15 protein-coding genes are annotated in these 18,558 nt (G+C 36.7%); 5 read left to right on the top strand and 10 right to left on the bottom strand.

Annotation, left to right across the window (positions count from 1 at the left end):
- The first annotated feature begins 1,105 nt into the window (after positions 1-1,105).
- From AC3OCB_RS12100 to brxL, 3 genes are read left to right on the top strand one after another with little or no spacing between them, the layout of a single operon-like run.
- Positions 1,106-1,306: a hypothetical protein gene (locus AC3OCB_RS12100; protein ID WP_498342854.1), complete on the top strand. Its 201-nt coding sequence runs from the start codon at positions 1,106-1,108 to the stop codon at positions 1,304-1,306.
- 6 nt (positions 1,307-1,312) lie between these two features.
- Positions 1,313-5,047, top strand: a complete 3,735-nt coding sequence (locus AC3OCB_RS12095) for an Eco57I restriction-modification methylase domain-containing protein (RefSeq protein WP_498342853.1) — start codon at positions 1,313-1,315, stop codon at positions 5,045-5,047.
- A gap of 10 nt (positions 5,048-5,057) precedes the next feature.
- A complete protein-coding gene (brxL, locus tag AC3OCB_RS12090; protein ID WP_498342851.1) occupies positions 5,058-6,470 on the top strand; it encodes a BREX system Lon protease-like protein BrxL in 1,413 nt (470 codons plus the stop codon).
- 498 nt (positions 6,471-6,968) lie between these two features.
- Here brxL and AC3OCB_RS12085 read toward each other — a convergent pair whose 3' ends face one another.
- From AC3OCB_RS12085 to AC3OCB_RS12055, 7 genes are all read right to left on the bottom strand, one after another.
- A complete protein-coding gene (locus AC3OCB_RS12085; RefSeq protein WP_498342849.1) occupies positions 6,969-7,439 on the bottom strand; it encodes a hypothetical protein in 471 nt (156 codons plus the stop codon).
- A 235-nt stretch (positions 7,440-7,674) separates the two neighbouring features.
- The gene (locus AC3OCB_RS12080) at positions 7,675-9,003 is read right to left on the bottom strand and encodes a hypothetical protein (protein WP_498342847.1); all 1,329 of its coding nucleotides are present in this window, start codon (positions 9,001-9,003) and stop codon (positions 7,675-7,677) included.
- A gap of 402 nt (positions 9,004-9,405) precedes the next feature.
- Complete coding sequence (locus AC3OCB_RS12075; RefSeq protein WP_498342845.1) at positions 9,406-10,122, bottom strand: hypothetical protein; 717 nt, start codon at positions 10,120-10,122, stop codon at positions 9,406-9,408.
- A 1-nt stretch (position 10,123) separates the two neighbouring features.
- Entirely contained in the window at positions 10,124-10,783 is a 660-nt protein-coding gene (locus AC3OCB_RS12070; protein ID WP_498342858.1) for an ABC transporter ATP-binding protein, read from the bottom strand.
- 354 nt (positions 10,784-11,137) lie between these two features.
- Positions 11,138-11,320, bottom strand: coding sequence for a hypothetical protein (locus AC3OCB_RS12065; RefSeq protein WP_498342844.1), 183 nt, complete (start codon positions 11,318-11,320; stop codon positions 11,138-11,140).
- 448 nt (positions 11,321-11,768) lie between these two features.
- Positions 11,769-12,704, bottom strand: a complete 936-nt coding sequence (locus AC3OCB_RS12060) for a DUF973 family protein (protein WP_498342842.1) — start codon at positions 12,702-12,704, stop codon at positions 11,769-11,771.
- 95 nt (positions 12,705-12,799) lie between these two features.
- Entirely contained in the window at positions 12,800-14,179 is a 1,380-nt protein-coding gene (locus AC3OCB_RS12055; protein ID WP_498342840.1) for a DUF973 family protein, read from the bottom strand.
- Between the two features lie 92 nt (positions 14,180-14,271).
- On the opposite strand from AC3OCB_RS12055, the gene AC3OCB_RS12050 reads away from it, so the two are divergent.
- Complete coding sequence (locus tag AC3OCB_RS12050) at positions 14,272-14,772, top strand: DUF1286 domain-containing protein (RefSeq protein ID WP_498342838.1); 501 nt, start codon at positions 14,272-14,274, stop codon at positions 14,770-14,772.
- A 225-nt stretch (positions 14,773-14,997) separates the two neighbouring features.
- Here the strand turns inward: AC3OCB_RS12050 and AC3OCB_RS12045 are convergent, their stop codons facing one another.
- Both AC3OCB_RS12045 and AC3OCB_RS12040 read right to left on the bottom strand, forming a co-directional pair.
- Positions 14,998-15,267 (bottom strand): hypothetical protein, encoded by a 270-nt coding sequence (locus tag AC3OCB_RS12045; RefSeq protein WP_498342857.1) that lies wholly within the window; start codon positions 15,265-15,267, stop codon positions 14,998-15,000.
- 41 nt (positions 15,268-15,308) lie between these two features.
- Positions 15,309-15,902, bottom strand: coding sequence for a hypothetical protein (locus tag AC3OCB_RS12040; RefSeq protein WP_498342836.1), 594 nt, complete (start codon positions 15,900-15,902; stop codon positions 15,309-15,311).
- A 1,138-nt stretch (positions 15,903-17,040) separates the two neighbouring features.
- Here AC3OCB_RS12040 and AC3OCB_RS12035 point away from each other — a divergent pair.
- Positions 17,041-17,784, top strand: coding sequence for a hypothetical protein (locus AC3OCB_RS12035; RefSeq protein WP_498342834.1), 744 nt, complete (start codon positions 17,041-17,043; stop codon positions 17,782-17,784).
- 267 nt (positions 17,785-18,051) lie between these two features.
- On the opposite strand, the gene AC3OCB_RS12030 is transcribed toward AC3OCB_RS12035, so the two are convergent.
- Positions 18,052-18,237 (bottom strand): hypothetical protein, encoded by a 186-nt coding sequence (locus AC3OCB_RS12030; RefSeq protein WP_498342856.1) that lies wholly within the window; start codon positions 18,235-18,237, stop codon positions 18,052-18,054.
- Positions 18,238-18,558 lie beyond the last annotated feature (321 nt).

Below are 18,558 nucleotides of genomic sequence, written 5' to 3'. Positions count from 1 at the left end.
AAGAGCTTAATAAAGATGCCTAAACGTAGGTTTGTGCACATGTTGGAAGCCGTTGACCTGGAGATTAAAGAAAAGGCACCAGTACAAATTGTGTAATTGAAAATGAACGGTTAATTGACAGAGCAAGACAAACGATTTGTGTCTTTTGATTTGATAAAGGGTTGCTTTAATCCCCTTCAGCTCTTCTTCCTTTCAAAATACTTTGAGAAAACGAGATTTAAAACTCTGAGAATAGGATTTCAATTGAACGGGGCACATTATGATATCGAAATTTGTTTAAGTCTCTTTGAGTGTAAGTTAATGTTAACCTTATTGTTTATCTTTTCATTGACACCACAATCTCTTCATTTTCCCTATCTTATAAACATTGATAAATTTTGCTTAAATATACAGCACTGCAGTTCGACTCAGTTATTCTTTAAAGAGCCTAAGAAATAAGTATCTACAGATCTGTCACCGTTATTTTCTTGATCTCTTTTATAAACTTTTCAAGACTAGAATTCTTTAGCAAATTTCTCAAAGCTAAATCAGTGTCTCTTACAATTTCACAATAGCTTCTCATAGAATTTTCACTTATTTTCACGTATCCATTATTCGGCTAACCTGAGTATTTCTCACTTACTAAAGATTAGCTAAATATCATTAATTTAAAGAGAAGAATTATAGTGAATAACGCTGAAATTAAAGAAGCTTTTGAGATTACTATTACATTTTATGAACTAAGATAATTTTTTACGATACCAGCGAACTATTTTATATTTTAAACGTTTTTAAAAGTAGGATCCTCTCAGTTTTCCTTTAATTTACTTTATAGATTTTAAAGAGAGCATTTTCATGTAACTTAAAAATACGTAAATGTTAAAAAGGCAAAAGATTGGACTTTAAAGTAATTAAGGGATAGAAATACTTATAAACAGATAAACTAATTTAGTATAAAAGGTAAAAAGGGGTAGAGAGTGAGACGAAATTAAAATGGTTTTATTGATTTTCATAAGTAGTGAGTATTATCAGCTTTGAAGTTCAAAATATTTATATAGCCTAAAGAATTTATTAGTCAATGAGGTTTATGTTGTTTATAAATAACGTTGCTGAAAGGGTGTGAGAGATGGTTAAATGTCCTTTTTGTGGATATGAGGCAGACATTTCACAATTCAAACTTCTTAGAGATCCATGGAAATTTAGATTTTATGAAGTTAAAATGATTGAATGTCCGAAATGTCATGGTGTGTTTAACTATTATAGTGGTACAAGTTCTAATAATAATCGGGCTACAGAGTTTATTATAAAAATAAAACCTAGAAAGTGAGATAGTATGTCTGCGCGCAACAACACCCCCGAGTTAGATATTGATGATATACTACAATGTATTAAGGAAGCAGTCCGTAAAGCAGACACTGAAGAGGATCTTAGAGTAAGAGTATCTGCATGCATAGAGGGAAAAATACTAAAACCATTAGGTCTTGAAAGTGTTACTGGAGGAAAGTACGAATACACATTGGTTTCAGGTGCTAGGCTTGACGCTCTATATGGGCATGTAATTATCGAGTACAAAAAACCGGGTAAGCTTTCATCACAAAGGGATATTCAGAGTGCTAAGGAACAAGTCGTAAATTACATTAAAGGGGAGGCTGAAGAAAAGCCCGCCTATTCTAGGTATCTAGGTGTTTTAATAAGCGATAGGATTGCATTTGTTAAGTACGATCCTAGAAACGATAATTGGATCCTTAGAGGTCCTTATGAGATAAATCGTGAGAATATAATAAAGTTAATTGAGGCTTTGAGGGGACTTAGAAGGAAGACTTTAGACGCTAATAATTTGATTAATGACTTTGGCCCGAAATCACAGATAGCTAAAAAGATGATCAGAGTATTATATGATAAGATTAAGAAGAGTGCAAATCCTAGAACAAGAACTCTATTTGATGATTGGATGAGACTCTTTAAACAAGCTACTGGTTACGAGCAAGAAAGGCTCAAGGAGCTATCAGAGCTAGCGAGTGAATACGGCTTACCAAATAATATAGATTATGACACTCTTATATTCGCAATACAAACTTATTACGCTTTGCTAATGAAACTTATTGCTGCAGAAATAGCTTATCTTTATGGCGGAGGAAAACTTTACAGGTCTTATGTAGCGGAGTTAGATGATGCATACTCAAGAGAAGGTGTTAATGGGATCAAAGACGTATTAAATGATCTTGAAAGTGGTGGAATATTTAGAAAATTATTAAACATAGAGAACTTCCTTGAAGGCGATTATTTCTCATGGTATCTAAATGAACTAGATGGAGATTTGGCAGATTCTATAGCAGAAATGGCAAGAATACTATCTAACTACGAAGTAGCTACGCCACAGTTAGAACCTGAATTTGCAAAAGACCTGCTAAAGAGGTTATATCAAAACTTAGTCCCCGGAGATTTAAGACATAAGCTTGGTGAGTTTTACACACCAGATTGGCTAGCAAATCTAGTTTTAGATGAAGTTGGTCTATGCTTAGATAATTTGCTTAAAATGGGAGAGGGGAACTCTTTGAAACCACTTGAGTTAAGAGTCTTAGATCCAGCATGTGGTTCTGGGACATTCCTTATAGCATATATAAGCAGACTTAGAAGGTATGCTGAAGAACATTATTTGGTAGATCAACTACTAAACTATGTACTAAGAAATGTTGTAGGTTTCGATTTAAATCCATTAGCGGTTCTTGCCGCTAGAACAAACTATCTTCTAGCGATAGCTGACCTTTTAGGTTATGCCAGAGGTAAGATAGAAATACCTGTGTATCTTGCTGACTCAATAATGATCGAAAAAAGCACTCAACTGACAGGCCAAGTATATGTACTAAGGACAGTTGTAGGAGAATTCCGTATACCCAAGAATATTATTGACGGGAGATTATTAGCCGATATTTTGGCTGAAATTTCTCAAGATTTAAGAAATAAATATAGTAAAGAGGAGTTCAAGGAGAGGATTAAATATACATTTAATAGTATTAAAGACGACGACATTGATGCATTAACGGAGTTATATGAAAAACTACTTAAACTTGAGGAAGAGGGAAAAGACGATGTGTGGATTTCCGTGCTTAGAAATGCATTTGCCCCAATTCTAAAAGGAAAATTTGATTACGTTGTGGGTAATCCACCATGGGTCAGTTGGGAGAATCTCCCTGATATATATAGAGAGATAAGTAAAGACCTATGGGATAAATACGGTCTTTTAAAAACTATAAAAACAGGGGGATTTAAGAAAGACCTAGCAATGTTATTCTTGGCAAGATCTTTTGACTTATATCTTAATGTTGGAGGTAAGCTAGGATTCCTAATGCCTTTCACAGTATTCAAAGTCCAGGCCGGGGCAGGATTTAGGAACTTTCTAACTAGAAAAACACTTATACATGTCATTCATGATCTAGTAACTTTATATCCGTTTGAAGGGGCAGTGAATAGAACAGCAGCTATAGTTGTGGAAAAAGTATGTGAGTTATCAGATATGAATGGTGTCGGAAAATGTCCTCAGATAAACGATATATACAAGAATAACATGAGTAGAGTTAAAAATATAATATGGGCGAATCTGTCGAAGAAAAAACCAATACCAATGGATATGCCACTAGATGAAGTACTTAAGAACACAAAAAGATATCAAGCAATAATGGTGCCGCTATTGCAAAATGATCCTAGTAGTTCATGGATGCAAGTAACACCAGGCATTGTTGAGGCTATTAGAAAGCTTGCTACAGGCGTTCAGTACTATGAAGCACACGCAGGAGTATATGTTGGCTTAAACCAGGTATATTTTGTAAAAATTCTTGAAAAACTTCGTAACGGAAACCTAAGTATAACTAATGAGCCCGAGTCAGGGCAGAAGAAGAAAGTTACGCAAGTAGAGGCTATAGTAGAGCATGAACTAGTTTATCCGTTGATAAGAGGTAGAGATGTAAAAAGGTGGTACGTGGATTATAAAGACAGATATGTAATTATCCCCCATGAGCCAACCTCAGGAAAACCCATTTCCCAAAGTATTCTTAAGGTAAAGTTCCCACTTACTTTTGATTACCTCAACCAATATAAGGACGAACTTAAAAAGAGATCTATAAAACCGTTCCTCTCTCTCAGGGAAAAAATTAAGAAAGCGAAAAACGGTGTCGAGAGAAAAAATGCCGAAAACAGAATTGATGAAAATTTCTATATAGTTGACGATATAGGATCTTATACATTCGCTCCATATAAGGTTGTTTGGAAGAGCATTGCTGGTGCAATTACTGGTAAGGCCACCGAGTTCGCTTGTGCTGTCGTAGAACCTTTATCAACAGCTTTTGTTTCTTCGAAACCTGTGATTCTTGATCACGGAACTATAATGATAGGGTTTAATGATAGGGATGAGGCTTATTATGTTTCTGGTTTCCTTAATTCGTCGGTAGTTAGAACAGTGATTGCCGCATATACTTATGAGCTTGGACAATACACGCATATAGTTGATACTATTAAGATTCCCAAGTATAATCCTAGTAACGAATTGCATAGAAAGATATCTGAGCTTTCCAAGAAGGCTCATGAGATTGCTAAAGAAATTTACGAGAACGGTAGAAAAGACCTTGAAGACGAACTTAAGAAAATTGAAGACGAAATAGATATTGCTGTTACAGAGTCACTTGGACTAAGTGAATCAGATCTCAAGGAGTTTAAGAGGCTATTAGCTATCCTTTCTAACGAGGAATTGCCCGAAGAGGAAGTTGAAGTTCCTCTTCTAGAAAAACCCTCTCTCACTGTTTTAAACACAGCCCTTAAGCCGGATGTAGAGTCTAATATCGAGGTTGAAGTCGTTAATCCGTCTGGCGAAGAGATAGAAATATACTATGAACTCCCGTGGGAAAAAGGTTCCTTTAAAATTATTGACGGAGAATATAAGATTAGGACCCCTCCGCTAGAGCCTGGCAAATATGATGGTAAGCTTAGATGGATGTGGCACGGTAAGGAAGAAGTTATTAATTTCACAATTGAGGTCTCTCAACCTACAGGCCCAAAGAGACGTAAAGTCTTGTAGGCGATAAAAGATGAGCGAACTATCCAATAAAGTAAAAAGATATTTTGGTGACTTCGCCGTTGATAAAAGCCTTACTTATAGACTAGACCTAGTTAAGCTTCCTAGATATGTTGCCGAGTTCTTAATATTTGAGTTTTTGTCTGAGGGTGGTAATTGGGAGGAGAAGCTAAGGAATTTTATTAATGAGCACTTCTATGAGCCAGAGGAGAAAGAAGTAGTAAAGCACAAGCTCGTCACAGAGGGTATTGTAAACCTTATAGATGAGTTAAAGGTTTACGTAGATATAAAAACTAATACACATGTAGGTGTTGTCCAATCCCTTGATATATGGGCAGAAGTGCCAGTAGACATAGTCAATAAAAATAAGGCTACCTTAACTACGGGAATGTGGGGGTTAATAACGCTTAAAAAGACAGATGTGGACAAAGAAGTCTTAGGAAGACCAATCTCTGTCTTTGTATCTGACTTCAAACCATTTCAAGCACCAGAAAATGACCCAAAGATTCTTGAGGATGCAAGAGAGCATTTCAGACTTGATGAGTGGATAGACGTATTAATAAACACTGTGGGACTAGATCCAAACGTTTATAACCCTAGGCAAAAGCTTCTACTTCTCTCACGCCTTGTTCCATTAGTTGAGGGCAATGTAAATATGGTTGAGTTCGGGCCTAGACAAACTGGTAAAACATATCTATATAGGAACATTAGCAACTATGTAAGGATAATATCTGGTGGGACAATATCTTCTGCCTCTCTCTTTTACAATTTAAGGACTAGAGTCCCTGGGGAACTAGCTGTAAAAGACGTTGTAGTTTTTGATGAAGTTAGCAAAGTGAGGTTTCCAAACCCCGATGAAATGATAGGAAAGCTTAAGGATTATATGGAGAGCGGACAATATGAAAGAGGAGACAAAAAAGTAGCCTCTGATTCTTCTCTCGTGTTCATGGGTAATGTGAACGTTGAAAGGAGTGACGGTGCTTATATACCTATTGAAGATTTAACCTATGTATTGCCAGAGCCCATGAGAGATTCAGCTCTTTTAGATAGAATCCACGGGCTTATACCAGGTTGGGAGTTTCCTAAAATTTCCCAAACGAGATATCATCTAGCTAAGGGCTATGGAATTGCATCTGATTATTTCTCAGAGGCAATGCATATAATGAGGAAGGACACTTTAGCTTTTTACGTTGACAAGCATGTAGAGTTTTCAGAGAACTTTAAGATAAGAGACGAAAAGAGTTTTAAAAAAGTCACAAGCGGTTTAATAAAACTACTATTCCCGAATAAGATGATTAACAGAGAGGAGCTTAAGTTAATCACTGATGTAGCCTTAGAATATAGACAAAGGGTTAGGGACTGGCTACATAAGATAGCCCCAGGTGAATTTCCTAAAGAGAGGCTTGAAATAAGAGTACTTCCTTAATAAGAAGGTAGAACAACTTTACATATCATTTATTTTGTCCTAACTAGCTTTTATTAAGTAACTACATCAAATCCTAAAACTTAATTTTATCATAAATTAATCTTCCACTATCGTGTTTTATCTCATATTTACGTGCTATGGCAATTGTCCGCATTTCTCTACCCCCATTATATTTAGAGAGACAATGCGGATTATCTGATCTAATACACAGAATCTGCTCCCTTATTAACAACGTAGTCCTCTCGAATTTCATAAACATTCATGACTAATTCTCCAACCACTTTTATAAGTTGTACGGTCTTTTATTCAGCATAGGGCTTGAACATATTTTCTATACATCATTAAGCAAGAGGAAAAAGGTTCTATGGGAAAAAGGTCTCTATTAAGCCTTAAGAGATGATTTGATACTAAGTTTTTCCTTTATCTTGTAAAATTACCCGGGTTTACTTATTTCAAAATCTAACTGAATGAAAAGGGATATTGACAGAAAGTGTCTTATTACTTTTTTATATTCCCTTTCTTTCTTGACCCAGCCAACATAAAGAGGATCAAAATACCGAAGAGGGGCTTCCAGCTAGTAAGTTTTTCTGGTACCTCTATGGTAGATGGGTCATGAGGTAATGGATCTATAATTTGAAACGGAATGTTATACTTTTTCAAAATGTTAGTTAAATACCCGTAGAAAGGTTTTCCATCGTAAGAGAGGTGCTCCAAGAAATCTCTTGATATCTCTATTTCGGCATCAAGAGTGCTATCAGCATATCCCCTTATGTGGGTTTCTAACACTTTACCTATACGTTTGGCTAAACCGAAAACCTGTCCCTCCTTCCATACTTGAAGAATGCCGGGGTCATAAAAACCCTCATTCATGAGTACCTGTTTGACGTAATTTATGTCTGAGAGTACCTTTATCTTTCCGTGTGCTTTTATGGATGTTCCATTTGTCTCTTTTTCGACTTTTATTGTCATAATTCAATTTTTAGGGCATTGACACTTTTAACCTTTTGTTAGTATGTGTTTTTCATCTCCACGGGATAATTCATTTTAGAGTTTTTCATCTTCCTATATGCTGTTTTTGATTTTAAATAAAAGGATATTTGAAGTGTTTTTAATTGGGTTATGTTAGTAAAAAGATAGTTTCTCACATTTTAGTTTCCTAAGTCTTGCATATAGCTTACTACCAAGAAATTTCCGTTACTAAAAGTCATACGCTAGTTATTATCTTTTCAAACGTTTTCTCCCAATATCCCTTAGAAAACAAGAATGGCAAAGTTAAGGCTAAAGTTGCTGCAATACCAGCGATTAGGAAGTAAAAATCTAAAAAAATTACTAGGGCAGATGGATAAAGTAATATGCTAGATGATAAAGCTCTACCACTTGAGATTTGCGATGACACAGGGTTAAGCCTTGCGTTAATAGATGCTTCATAAATATACACAAGCGGGACGAATAAGCTTCCAATACCTGCTACGTGGTTAAGAAGAATGATAGAGATTGAGATTGGTAAGAACAGTATAAACAGTGAGAGGGTCTTTGCTAACAAATATTTCCTAGCGTAGTCAATGGGCGTCATAACAGATAAGTTAAGCCATAAAGGCTCGTTCGCAAATGCTGAATTTGAAGTTAATGAGACTATGGTAATCCCTGCAAACAAACCTATATTGCTCTCGATAAAAAATGTATAGCTAAGTTGACTTTTCATTAGTGAGACAACTACGTAATTTACTACCCCAACTGCAACAGTAATAAGGAGTACTTTATACATCTTCACCCTTCTGCTCGTTATATTAGGTATTCCGCTTAGATTAATCCTGCCTACAGTCTCGAAGAAGTTAAAGCTCCTCTTTAACATTGCGATAAAAGGTGAGGAAGAATACAAGGAAAGTGAAGTTGTCGTTTTGCCTGTCGGCGCAAGAAGTCCTTGCCTCTTATAAAACTCGAATATTAGATCTTCAACACTTGCGTTTCTTATTCCCAGAAACACGGTTATGATTAATAAAGCAGAAAGAATGAAATAACCGTAAGAGTAACCGAACACCATGGAAAATGGTGAGAATGGGAACTTTAAGAGTGAAGATAGCATCCAGACTCCAATTACTAGGACTATAACTTTTCTCTTAAAGGCAAAGAAAGCGAAAGAGTTAATGACGCTAGACGCTAGCATTACAAGCAGAGAAAAGTAAGAGATTGTTGGGAATAGGGAAATAGCTGCGATTACTGTCTGCAATAAGTTTGTTAAAAACGTATATAGTAAGTATGCAATCTCTAACTCCCTCTCGTCAAAGGGCAACATGTAGAGGAAGTCGACATCTGACTTTTGAATGAAGAAAGAGGAATAAATACCGTTGAGTATGAAGGTCATGGAGAGGAAAAGTATGCCAACAATATCAAGCATGTAAAGGGCAAAGGGGAGATGAGAAATAATTAAGAAGAATGATATAAAGGCAAAGAACATGAGTTCAGCTACATAAAACATCATCACTGATCTCCTAAATGTTGTCTTTATCTTGAAATTCACTAGTTGCCAAAGCATCATGGCATAGTTTTTCTTCAGATTATAAAAGTTTTCCATTTATTTGTTGACTCATACCAAACTCTCATTCTCGTAGTTTGCGGATGCAAAAACTACCTTATAATAGAATGAAATGTGTGTCGCCTTTAATAGTCGATGGTAGCGTTAAAACACCGTTAGAGAAGACAAGCCTCAGTATAGCCAAAAATTGATAAGTAAGTCTTAACTGAAGTCACGAAAACCCTTTTAAAACTTATAATTTCCTTCCATAACCGAAATGCATAGTGTTGAGGAATAAACATACGTCATAATGTAGATTTGTTTATGAATGTGGTGGCAAAGCAATAAGAAAAATTATCAGAGGAAATATAAAGATCGAGTATCTAGCGAAGATAAAATAAAAGTGAAATTTTGATCCAAGCGTCATACACTAGTTAATGCCTTTTCAAAAGTCACCTCCCAGTAGCCCTTGGAAAACAAGAATGGTAAAGTGGAAGCCATGGTGACTATAACTCCAGCAATGGGGAAGAAGGAATCTAAAGCGACTAGTAACAAAGGCAAAAGTAATAAGCCGACATATCCGCTACTGTTATAATATGGATGTTTCGAAGATACTAACACGAAGTAAACCCTAGCGTTAATTGACGCAGAATATATGTAAAGAAGAGGGATGAATAAACTACCAACACCGACTAGTGGGTTAATCAAAAGCACAAAGATTGAAATCGGCAAGAAAACGATAAAGGTCGGGATAGTCCTTGTTATCAAGTAATTTCTGGCAAACTCTACTGGGGTCATAGCTGATAAGTTTAACCATAAAGGCTCATTCATAAATGCTGGAAAAGAGGATAAAACGACTAGAAGTACCCCCGGTGTAAAGACCATAAAACATTCACCAACTGAGAGTGTGAGCTGTGCGTTTGCACCCCCAACTGTATGGCTAAAGTAGGATAAAGCTTCATAGATTCCTATTGCTATCAAAGCAGTTACTAGAGCTAGTTTATACGTCTTCGCCCTTTTATATAATATAATTGGCATTCCACCAGTACTAATCCTGCCTCCAAATTCAACAAATCTAATGTTATTCTTTAACATTGCAATAAAGGGCGATGAGGAGTGTGATGAGAGTGAAGTCTTCATTTTAGACGCCAGCACTCATTATCCTAGCTACTATGCTCTCAATTGGCTCGTCCTCTCTCCCTAGTTTTCTCAGATCGTCAATAGTCCCAGTCCACACAACTCCACCTCTGTTTATAATTATCACATGGTCTGTTAGTCTAGTTGCTATTGACATAATGTGGGTTGAAACTAAAAACGTTGCATTCATGCTCCTTAGCAGATTTATCACTTTTTCTTGTGTAGGTATGTCAAGGTAATTGAGGGGTTCGTCTAGCAAAACTATCTCTGGGTTGTGAAGAATTGTCAAAGCAATAGAGAGCTTCTGCAAGTTACCTCTCGACAGCTTCCCAGCCTCAACATTCGTATAACTCTCCAGCTCGAGGAGGTTAATCAGCTCATAAACCCTCTCCCTTGGCACACCCCTAAATGAAGCAAAGTACTCAAGGTTTTCCTTCACTGTTAATGTTCTGTAAGGCATAGCGTCCTCAGGCAAGTAACCTAGGACTTTCTTAACCTCTTTTGAGTTAGGTGAAAAGCCTTTGATGTAGACTTCGCCTTGATCTTGTTTGAGCAATCCAGCTAAAATCTTCAGACTCGTGGATTTACCAGCACCATTGGGGCCAAGCAAGGCGTATCTGCCTAAACAAGGTACTGAGAAGGATAAATTGTTGAGAGCGACTATGTTTCAATAACGCTTAACTAAGTTTCTAACTTCTATGCATTCCATAAATGAAGATTAAAAAGGAAAAATAAAAGCTTAATCATTTAAAGTTCAGCGAGAGAAACATAAAGGAAATGATACCGTGTTCCATGTAAATTTAGAACTGAACGGAACTAACTTAAAACACCGAATAAACAAATATGTTATAATTAAAGCATTCTCTTTTCGTTATTATATCTACGCCTTCTTTATCTGAGACTTAAAGCACCCGTTAACGCTATCCATGAATCAGCGAAAGAGGCAGTAGAAGTTCCAAGCAACTTTAGCAACTACTGATGCGATGCTATATTAGTCGCCCACTATTAGTCGAACAGCTTAGGTGGTTGAAGTCAAGGATAGTCCTTGCGCATTTACTGGTGGATAAACACTACCATGAATTAAGACCTCTGATAAAGTTAAAATTAGTAGTACAGCTTCTACTACGCCTGGTAAAACTAAGTCTATCAAAGCTCTGAAATCATGGGTAAAGCAAATCCTAAGCGTAACTTTTCTAACCATCCTATCTCAGAATAATCTTAACTTTTTATTCCTTGCTTTTTAAAGTTTATTTTAGAGGCATTTAATACTACTTTTTTAAGAGAGAGCTTCTATCATTGAATATATAGATCTATCTAGCTTAGAAAAACTAGAGAATATTAACTAACAGAAGTTTACAAATAGACATTATGACTCCCACCTTTTTTATACTAAGAGCTAAATAGTTTTATTTCTTGGTAAAAATAATAGATTTTGAGTTCTTAAGAAATTTATTTTTAGAGGGTAAAATTCTAAAATTGTTTGTAACATATTAGAGTCTAGTCGTTTAGCCCGGCGGAAATTGAGAGTAGTCCAGAATAAGTAAGTCTCAACTTTAAAATAATTTTCCACCGAGAAAAACTTGGGTGAAATTAAGGCTTATTCAGTTTGCTAAATAAAATAATTCTTATTATCCCTTGTCCGACTTTATTCATGGTTTAACGTGGCTTGTGTTTTTCATCGATTTTACTTTTCCTAAACCCACGTAGACTAAAATGTAACCAATAAATGAAACTATAGGTATTGCTACTAGAATTCCTCCTATTTTTGTTAATTTTTCTTTATATTCTTCCCCGACTTTATAAAATCCTAGTCCAACTAATATATTTGCTATGACTACAAGAATTTCTCCAATTAACATTATGTCTTGACCCTCAAATATGTCTACACTAACCGCATATATTGCACCAATAACGATTGGGATAAGAGATACAAGGTATAACGATACCCCGATAGATCCTATTCCAACGTCTCTAGCTAACTCATCGAGGATCTTAAAGCCTCCTCTAATGTTAAGAGCTCCTATGATTACTAGTATAACTCCAATAAAACTCACTATTACTGATAGTAATGGAGCTACTAGTAGTAAAAATTCAGACCCGATAACTATTGGTACTACTAAGATCAGCAGAAGCGTCCCCTTACCTAATTTGTCGATCCCTTCAAATTCTCTCTCCATAAAAGTGGATTGAAAAGTGTAGTTCTCTAAAGAGAAGTAAACATTCACATTTTCGCTTTTCACTGCGTTCTTCACTTTCTCGATCAAGGCAATAGCCCCTCCTTTTGTTACACTGTTTATATAATCTAGTAACTCAAGGAGCAATTGCTTTGCCTCGCTTTCGCTAATTTTTGCTATTTTATCCTTGTACTTCTTCATTACTGTCTCGTTGAAATCCTTCAATAGGTCTTTCTTCTCCGGTACATAGTGATAACCACCAATACTTATCACTATATCAGCACCATTTATTGAGAACTTCTCCGACTCTGCGTTATAGTCAATAGAAAAGGTAATCAGTTTATCATTCGAAAAGTCCAAAGTTGCAGAAAAGCTAGAGCCAACAATTTTAAGGACTAACTGTCCTTCCATCCCCTCACCTTTTAATTATAAATAATTGCATACAATAATATTTAAACCTAAAAAACCGTGTATTGAAGAGCGTTTAACCACTCTCTCTAAAAAGCTCATGGCCTATAAACTGCTGTAGCCTTAACTTCGCTCATCTTACCGTTTTCACTAATAAGCAGGGTTATTAGATACACTGAGTTTGGCACTAAGGAACTTATACTGTCAAACTTAATTGTGACAACGTTTTGCCCTCTTATCAACGTTGCTGGATTGATCTCGTAGGACTTTATCATTGTACCCTCAATCTTTGCTGATATTGTAGAGGCTTCAACTGCAGAGTAGAGAATAATTGTTGCAGTCCCATCACCTCTAATTATCCCCTGCTCCACTTGATAAATTTGCATTGCTGTTAGTCCAGGTTGATAAACTGCAGTAGCCTTCAACTCCATGATGTTCCCTCCAACGTTTATAACTAGTGTAATAAGGTAAGTGTTCCCTGGAACTAGTTGAGGGATGTTGTTAAACTTAATAGAAAAACTATTTGTCCCAGGCTGTAACACCACTTGGTTTGCTGAAGCGAACGTGGTACCCTCAATCCTTGCTGACAACACTACCGCTTGGACATTGGAATACAGTGAGATATCGGCTATACCGTTACCTCTAATAGTCCCTTGTCCCACTTGGTATATTTGTGGAACTGGCTGTGTTTGTAAAGCAAAAGGAGTTTGTTGCGTAACGGGTTGTCTAGCTTGTTGTTTGGGCTGAACTTGTTGTGGTGGTGGTCCATGAACTCTCCTTAAACCTAAGTAAACAAGGATAAAGCCAAGCAGGAAAAGGTATGGAACTATTAACAAGAAGCGAAGGTCTTGTTCTCGCTGACTACTAAACGCGTATGCATAAGTTACAATGGGTATGAAAAAGCTCAGTATTGTTGACGCCCTAATAATCCTTCCACCAGCTTTGCTTACCCCCTCCCTGTATTTTTCTCCTACTTCAGTAAGGGCTTTGCCTAAAGCATAAGTTCCAGAAAGCTGAATTATTATACCAGCAAGACCTATGAGTGAACTAATTCCTAAACCAGCAATCAAGAACGGGTTTGTACTGTACTCTTGGTGATCTTTCACGAATAGAAATATCGAAGTTAAGAATATACCGCTAATAACTAGCAAAAACAAAGCCAGAAAGAGGTTTTTTACTGCTAAGAACCCTTTCCATGATATTCTGTCTAGTACTGCAAGGATTTTGAAGCCACTCATCATGTAAAAGTAGCCCATAATTGCTGGTGAAATAACACTCAAAAACACGATTTCAACTATAATTTTAACGTCTGCAATAGATGATGGTTGTTGAAAAACAGACGTGTAGAGATGTAAAATTGTTTTTTGAATAGGAGAAGGCATTAAGGGAGATAAAATTATCATTATTACTAATTCAGCAAGAGCTAAGTACAATGCGCCAATGCGTAATTTTCCGATCCCTTCTAAATCATCGTCCACAAAAAGAAAATATTAGTAGGGGATTAATAAGAATAACTCCCCCGATTCTATTCTTTTAAAGTTTATATATCCCTTTTTTTAAAGACTAAAGTATGAAGTTGAAAACTCATTACATGTTCTCTTTTGGGCTATCATCTTTATCTTTGACTATTTTTGGAATTCCATTAATTCCCACAATAGCTATTTCCCTTTTTGTCTCATTTGTAGGAAATATAATAATTGATAAGATTGGGCATGATATGACAGAGACTGGTCAAGTATTGAGAAGATCGCCGAAAACACACACAGTGCCGAGAAGTATATTTTGGGGGGTAGTCTCTTCCCTTCCGCTCCTATTCATTATTTATTTGATCCAATATGACTATATCAACTTAATGATCGCTTCAATTATTTCTGGGGTTATTGTCGGTCCTTCACACATGCTTCTTGACTCCTTGACTGAAAAAGGGATTTATGTGAAGAAGAATGGGGAGTGGAAGAGAGCTGCTCTAGCCCACAGGCATTTTGATGACCCACTAGGCAACGGACTTGCAGTTATTTCTGGTATAGTAATGTTTGTCCTAGCGTTTAATTTAAGTTACGCGTTCTTGTAAAAATTGTTTGTAAGGGTAGAGAGGATTAGCACAGATATTAAATTATTTTCATGTTATGGTAAGAAACAAGAGAGTGTGATTCTAATTTCTGTCATTTCACAAAGCCCTGGTAGCTCCTCTATTTTAATCTTGTCACACTGAAGTGCTACTTTTCCATTCCTTATTTAAAGTGATAAAAGACTCTCAATGGGAAAACTGCTTACTGAACAAACTGTTTATAAAGCCTTAGATTACAGTACCTGCTATGACAGTTATACCGTATTCTTCAGCGTATTTCTTATCTTCCTCCTCTATGACGTTGCAGACTAGAAACATCTTTGTGACCTTCTTTCCTTGAGACTCGAACAACAGCTTTCTGTCCAAAAGCTGCTCAACCGCACCTTTATCGCCATTAGTCTTAACTTCGAAGACATAGACTTCACCGTCAGTAACTTCATAAAAGTCGACTTCGTATTTTAAACCTTTGTGCCCTGTAACGCCTTTTTCATCTACGATATAACCATGTTTAACTTTATCTGGGTCAACTCCGTGAAGCTCTAAAGCTTCTTTATATATAACTCCATCATTGTCTTTTCAAAGTCGCGCCCAGACCTTGAAGTGTAAGTCCCTACTATCTTCTCAAGTCTATTAATCGAACTGTTCTGTATCTTTAGCTGTTTTTCTATGTCAGTCAATTTCTGTGTGTGCTCTTCTAATATCTTACCATGTTCTTTTTCAAGCCTCTCAACCGACTTTTTCACTTCCTCAATTGAGCTACCTTGAGTCTGCAGTTTTCCCTCAATATCCGTAAATTTCTGAGAATGCTCCTGTAGCTTTGCGTTTATACTTTCTAGATCTCTCTTACGCCCCTGCAGTTCTTGGTGTATTCCTTGGATCTCACTCCGCAAGCTAGACAGCCCTTGCTTTTGCTCTTCAAACTTCTTATCATGGTCTTCTATTTTATTGCTCATTTCCCCTAACTTCTCAAGGATCTTAGACTGTTGCTCATATAATTTTTTGATTTCGTCCTCTATGCTCTCCAACCTCTTTATTATAACGTCATTCCTCAACTTCTCATATACTTTATCAACTATCTTTTGCAAGAGCTCTGGGCTGTTGACGATCTCATTGACGATTTCTTCACCTTTCATAAAATTAGATTTGACTGGGAAAATTTAAGCATTGCTTATACTAGTCCCTTTACCTTTAAGATTTGGCTTACAGCTAAGGCTTTTCAAATAGTAGCATTTTTGGTTATAAAGAGTCGTGGTAACGAAGAGATAAGCTTATTAGTTTAAAAGAACATAATAACAGACAAGATGGGGGGCAGGAGGTTCTCATTCTAGCCTTGTTTCAACACCAATATGCTCACACGACTTTCAGCACCCCTCCCGCCCCAATATTGTGTCTCATTATCTGATTTAAAAACCTTTTGCTTCTTCTAGGTTTCTTCGCGTTAAATTGTATAAAGTCTTTGTAATAACTAGATTCCCGTAGAAAGCAAAAGACACTCAATTCTATGGTAGATTTACGCTCTAACACAATCTGTTTGCGCTGATAAGGAGAACATCCCGCCAGTATTTACATATAGCAAAGCCCCTACAGCTATTGTTAGTACTATTACAGTACCTAGTGTAGGGGATGTGCCCTTTGTTGTCTTTCTTGTCCATGGTCTCCTTTCTACCTCGTTTTTTGTGAGAGTTAAAACGTGGGGAAAACAGATGATTTTTACACTTGACGGATGTTAACTATCTAGATGATTTCATATATTCGAGAAAGAGTTCACAAGCATTTTTCAACATCATTGCTCTGAAGTATAGGGCTTATGTTGCTAATATTTTTCTCCTCCTTTCCTTCATGCCAAGGACTCAATCTGCAAAATCAAAGGGGAAACTCCTTTTAATTAAGGAAACGCACTCATTTTATTCTTTCTTCTAGTTTGTAGTCCACAAAAGAGAAAACACTTTTAATTGCCTCCTCCATTTGTATAATACTATAGCACCGAGACTAAGCGAAAGGTCAAAAAGAGCAATGCCTTAAGTATTTGGTACAGTAATTTTACGTTAGTAATACAAGGAGTTATGAGTATAACAATGTACAACAAAGAAATGTTGTTGGACGAAAAACGCACAATATTTGTAATCAATCACTCAGGCTCCTATTATCTATGAGACATACCACAACGGAGTTATAGAACTAGCAACACTAAGACCTTTCACAATAACACATATAATACTGCCAGATGGTGAAATATTAAATACGTCAATCTATGTGCAAAATACAGTACCTTTGAATGATGTCTTGGTCGGCAACTCATCATGGGCAATAATTGTAACGGATAGAGGGACTTGGTATAATGTAACGCCGTTATATCTACCACTTGGTGTGTACCTAGACCCGCAAGGTTTCTATTACGGCATCCCATGGAACACCTCAGAACTAACGTTCAGCTATTCACCAACGTGGAATGTGACTGAAGGGTTGAAGATGCTGAAGCCTGGAGTCACAGAGTTCAACCAGCCTGCCCTCTACGACGGTTATGAATTTGCTTCTGGTGTTACAAACGTCACAGCTGGAACATACGTGAATGACACTAACGGATGGCTGAACATCACATTTTATGCCCCACCACAATACATACACAACCAGTATGCGTCCAACTCGTATTTTGTCATCTTCCAAGACCCAGGAGGCCACGGATTAAATACTGGATGGCCGTTCGTAACTGACCCCTCTACACCGAGCCACTGGAAGTACTTCTTCTATCTGATAACTACAAACCCATACATAGCTCTAATGCCACCGCTCTACTACGCCCCATATTACTATGCAATCCAAAATGGTTATGGAGAGCCAAACTTGGTTGACCCTCCTGGGGCAACAAACTTCACATATACACTCATCAATGCCAGCATTGGTATTTACATACCGATCAATGACAGTGCAGGTAATATAGAATATCTATATGTGCCTTTCGACTTGTTCGAGATAACTGACGTAATGGCCTTTATGCCGTTTGTCCCTAGAGCGTGATTTCATTTACTTTATCATGTTTTAAGATACTCACTGACCTCACTATCTTCATTTGCTCTAGAGACTTCGCCTCTTCCTGTAGCATTCCCCTAATGGCTATAGTGTCATGGGTAGCTTTCATCCCTAACGGCACGAGGGATAAATGTATAACGATGTGAGCACTGCTCTAAGTTACATGGGCAATGAGTCTCCCTCTCTGAGAGCTCGTGTTGTTCATCTTTTCTAGAAATAAGTTATTACTACTCATGCTTAAAAAGGTTTCTGTTTTCATACCCTCACTTCCAGACAGTAGATTCTTTCCTTTTTGTCATTAACAACTATCCACCTGGAGCTGATCAAATTTCTCTTCATCATTCTATGCAAATAGACAAGCAGTGTACTCCTTTGCATCTTTGTTTTTTCTAGAAGTTCAGAAAGGGCTAGGCAGTGCCCAGGGGTCGAGGCAAAGAGAATTAGAAGCTCTTCTATGTGTGTTATTCCATTCCTCTCTTCTCCTCTCTATATTTTTTCACATTATGATATATGCACTCAGAATTTATAAAGCTATAAATTGACATCCCAGTAATGCGAAATGTTTATTAGGAAGCATTTATAAGGCTGTAAATTGATGAAAAATACATGGCAAAAAAATCTGGATTAGTTTTTATAACATTTTTTATGATAGCAATAGTAGCGGGAGTAAGCACACTCTCAATAGCATCAACCACGACAAGCACAGCACAATATGTCTATTTAACAATTAACATCTATGGAAATGGAAATCTAACAGTTAAT

Source organism: Sulfurisphaera sp. (assembly GCF_059755235.1).
This window is presented reverse-complemented; position numbering and strand designations above follow the sequence as displayed.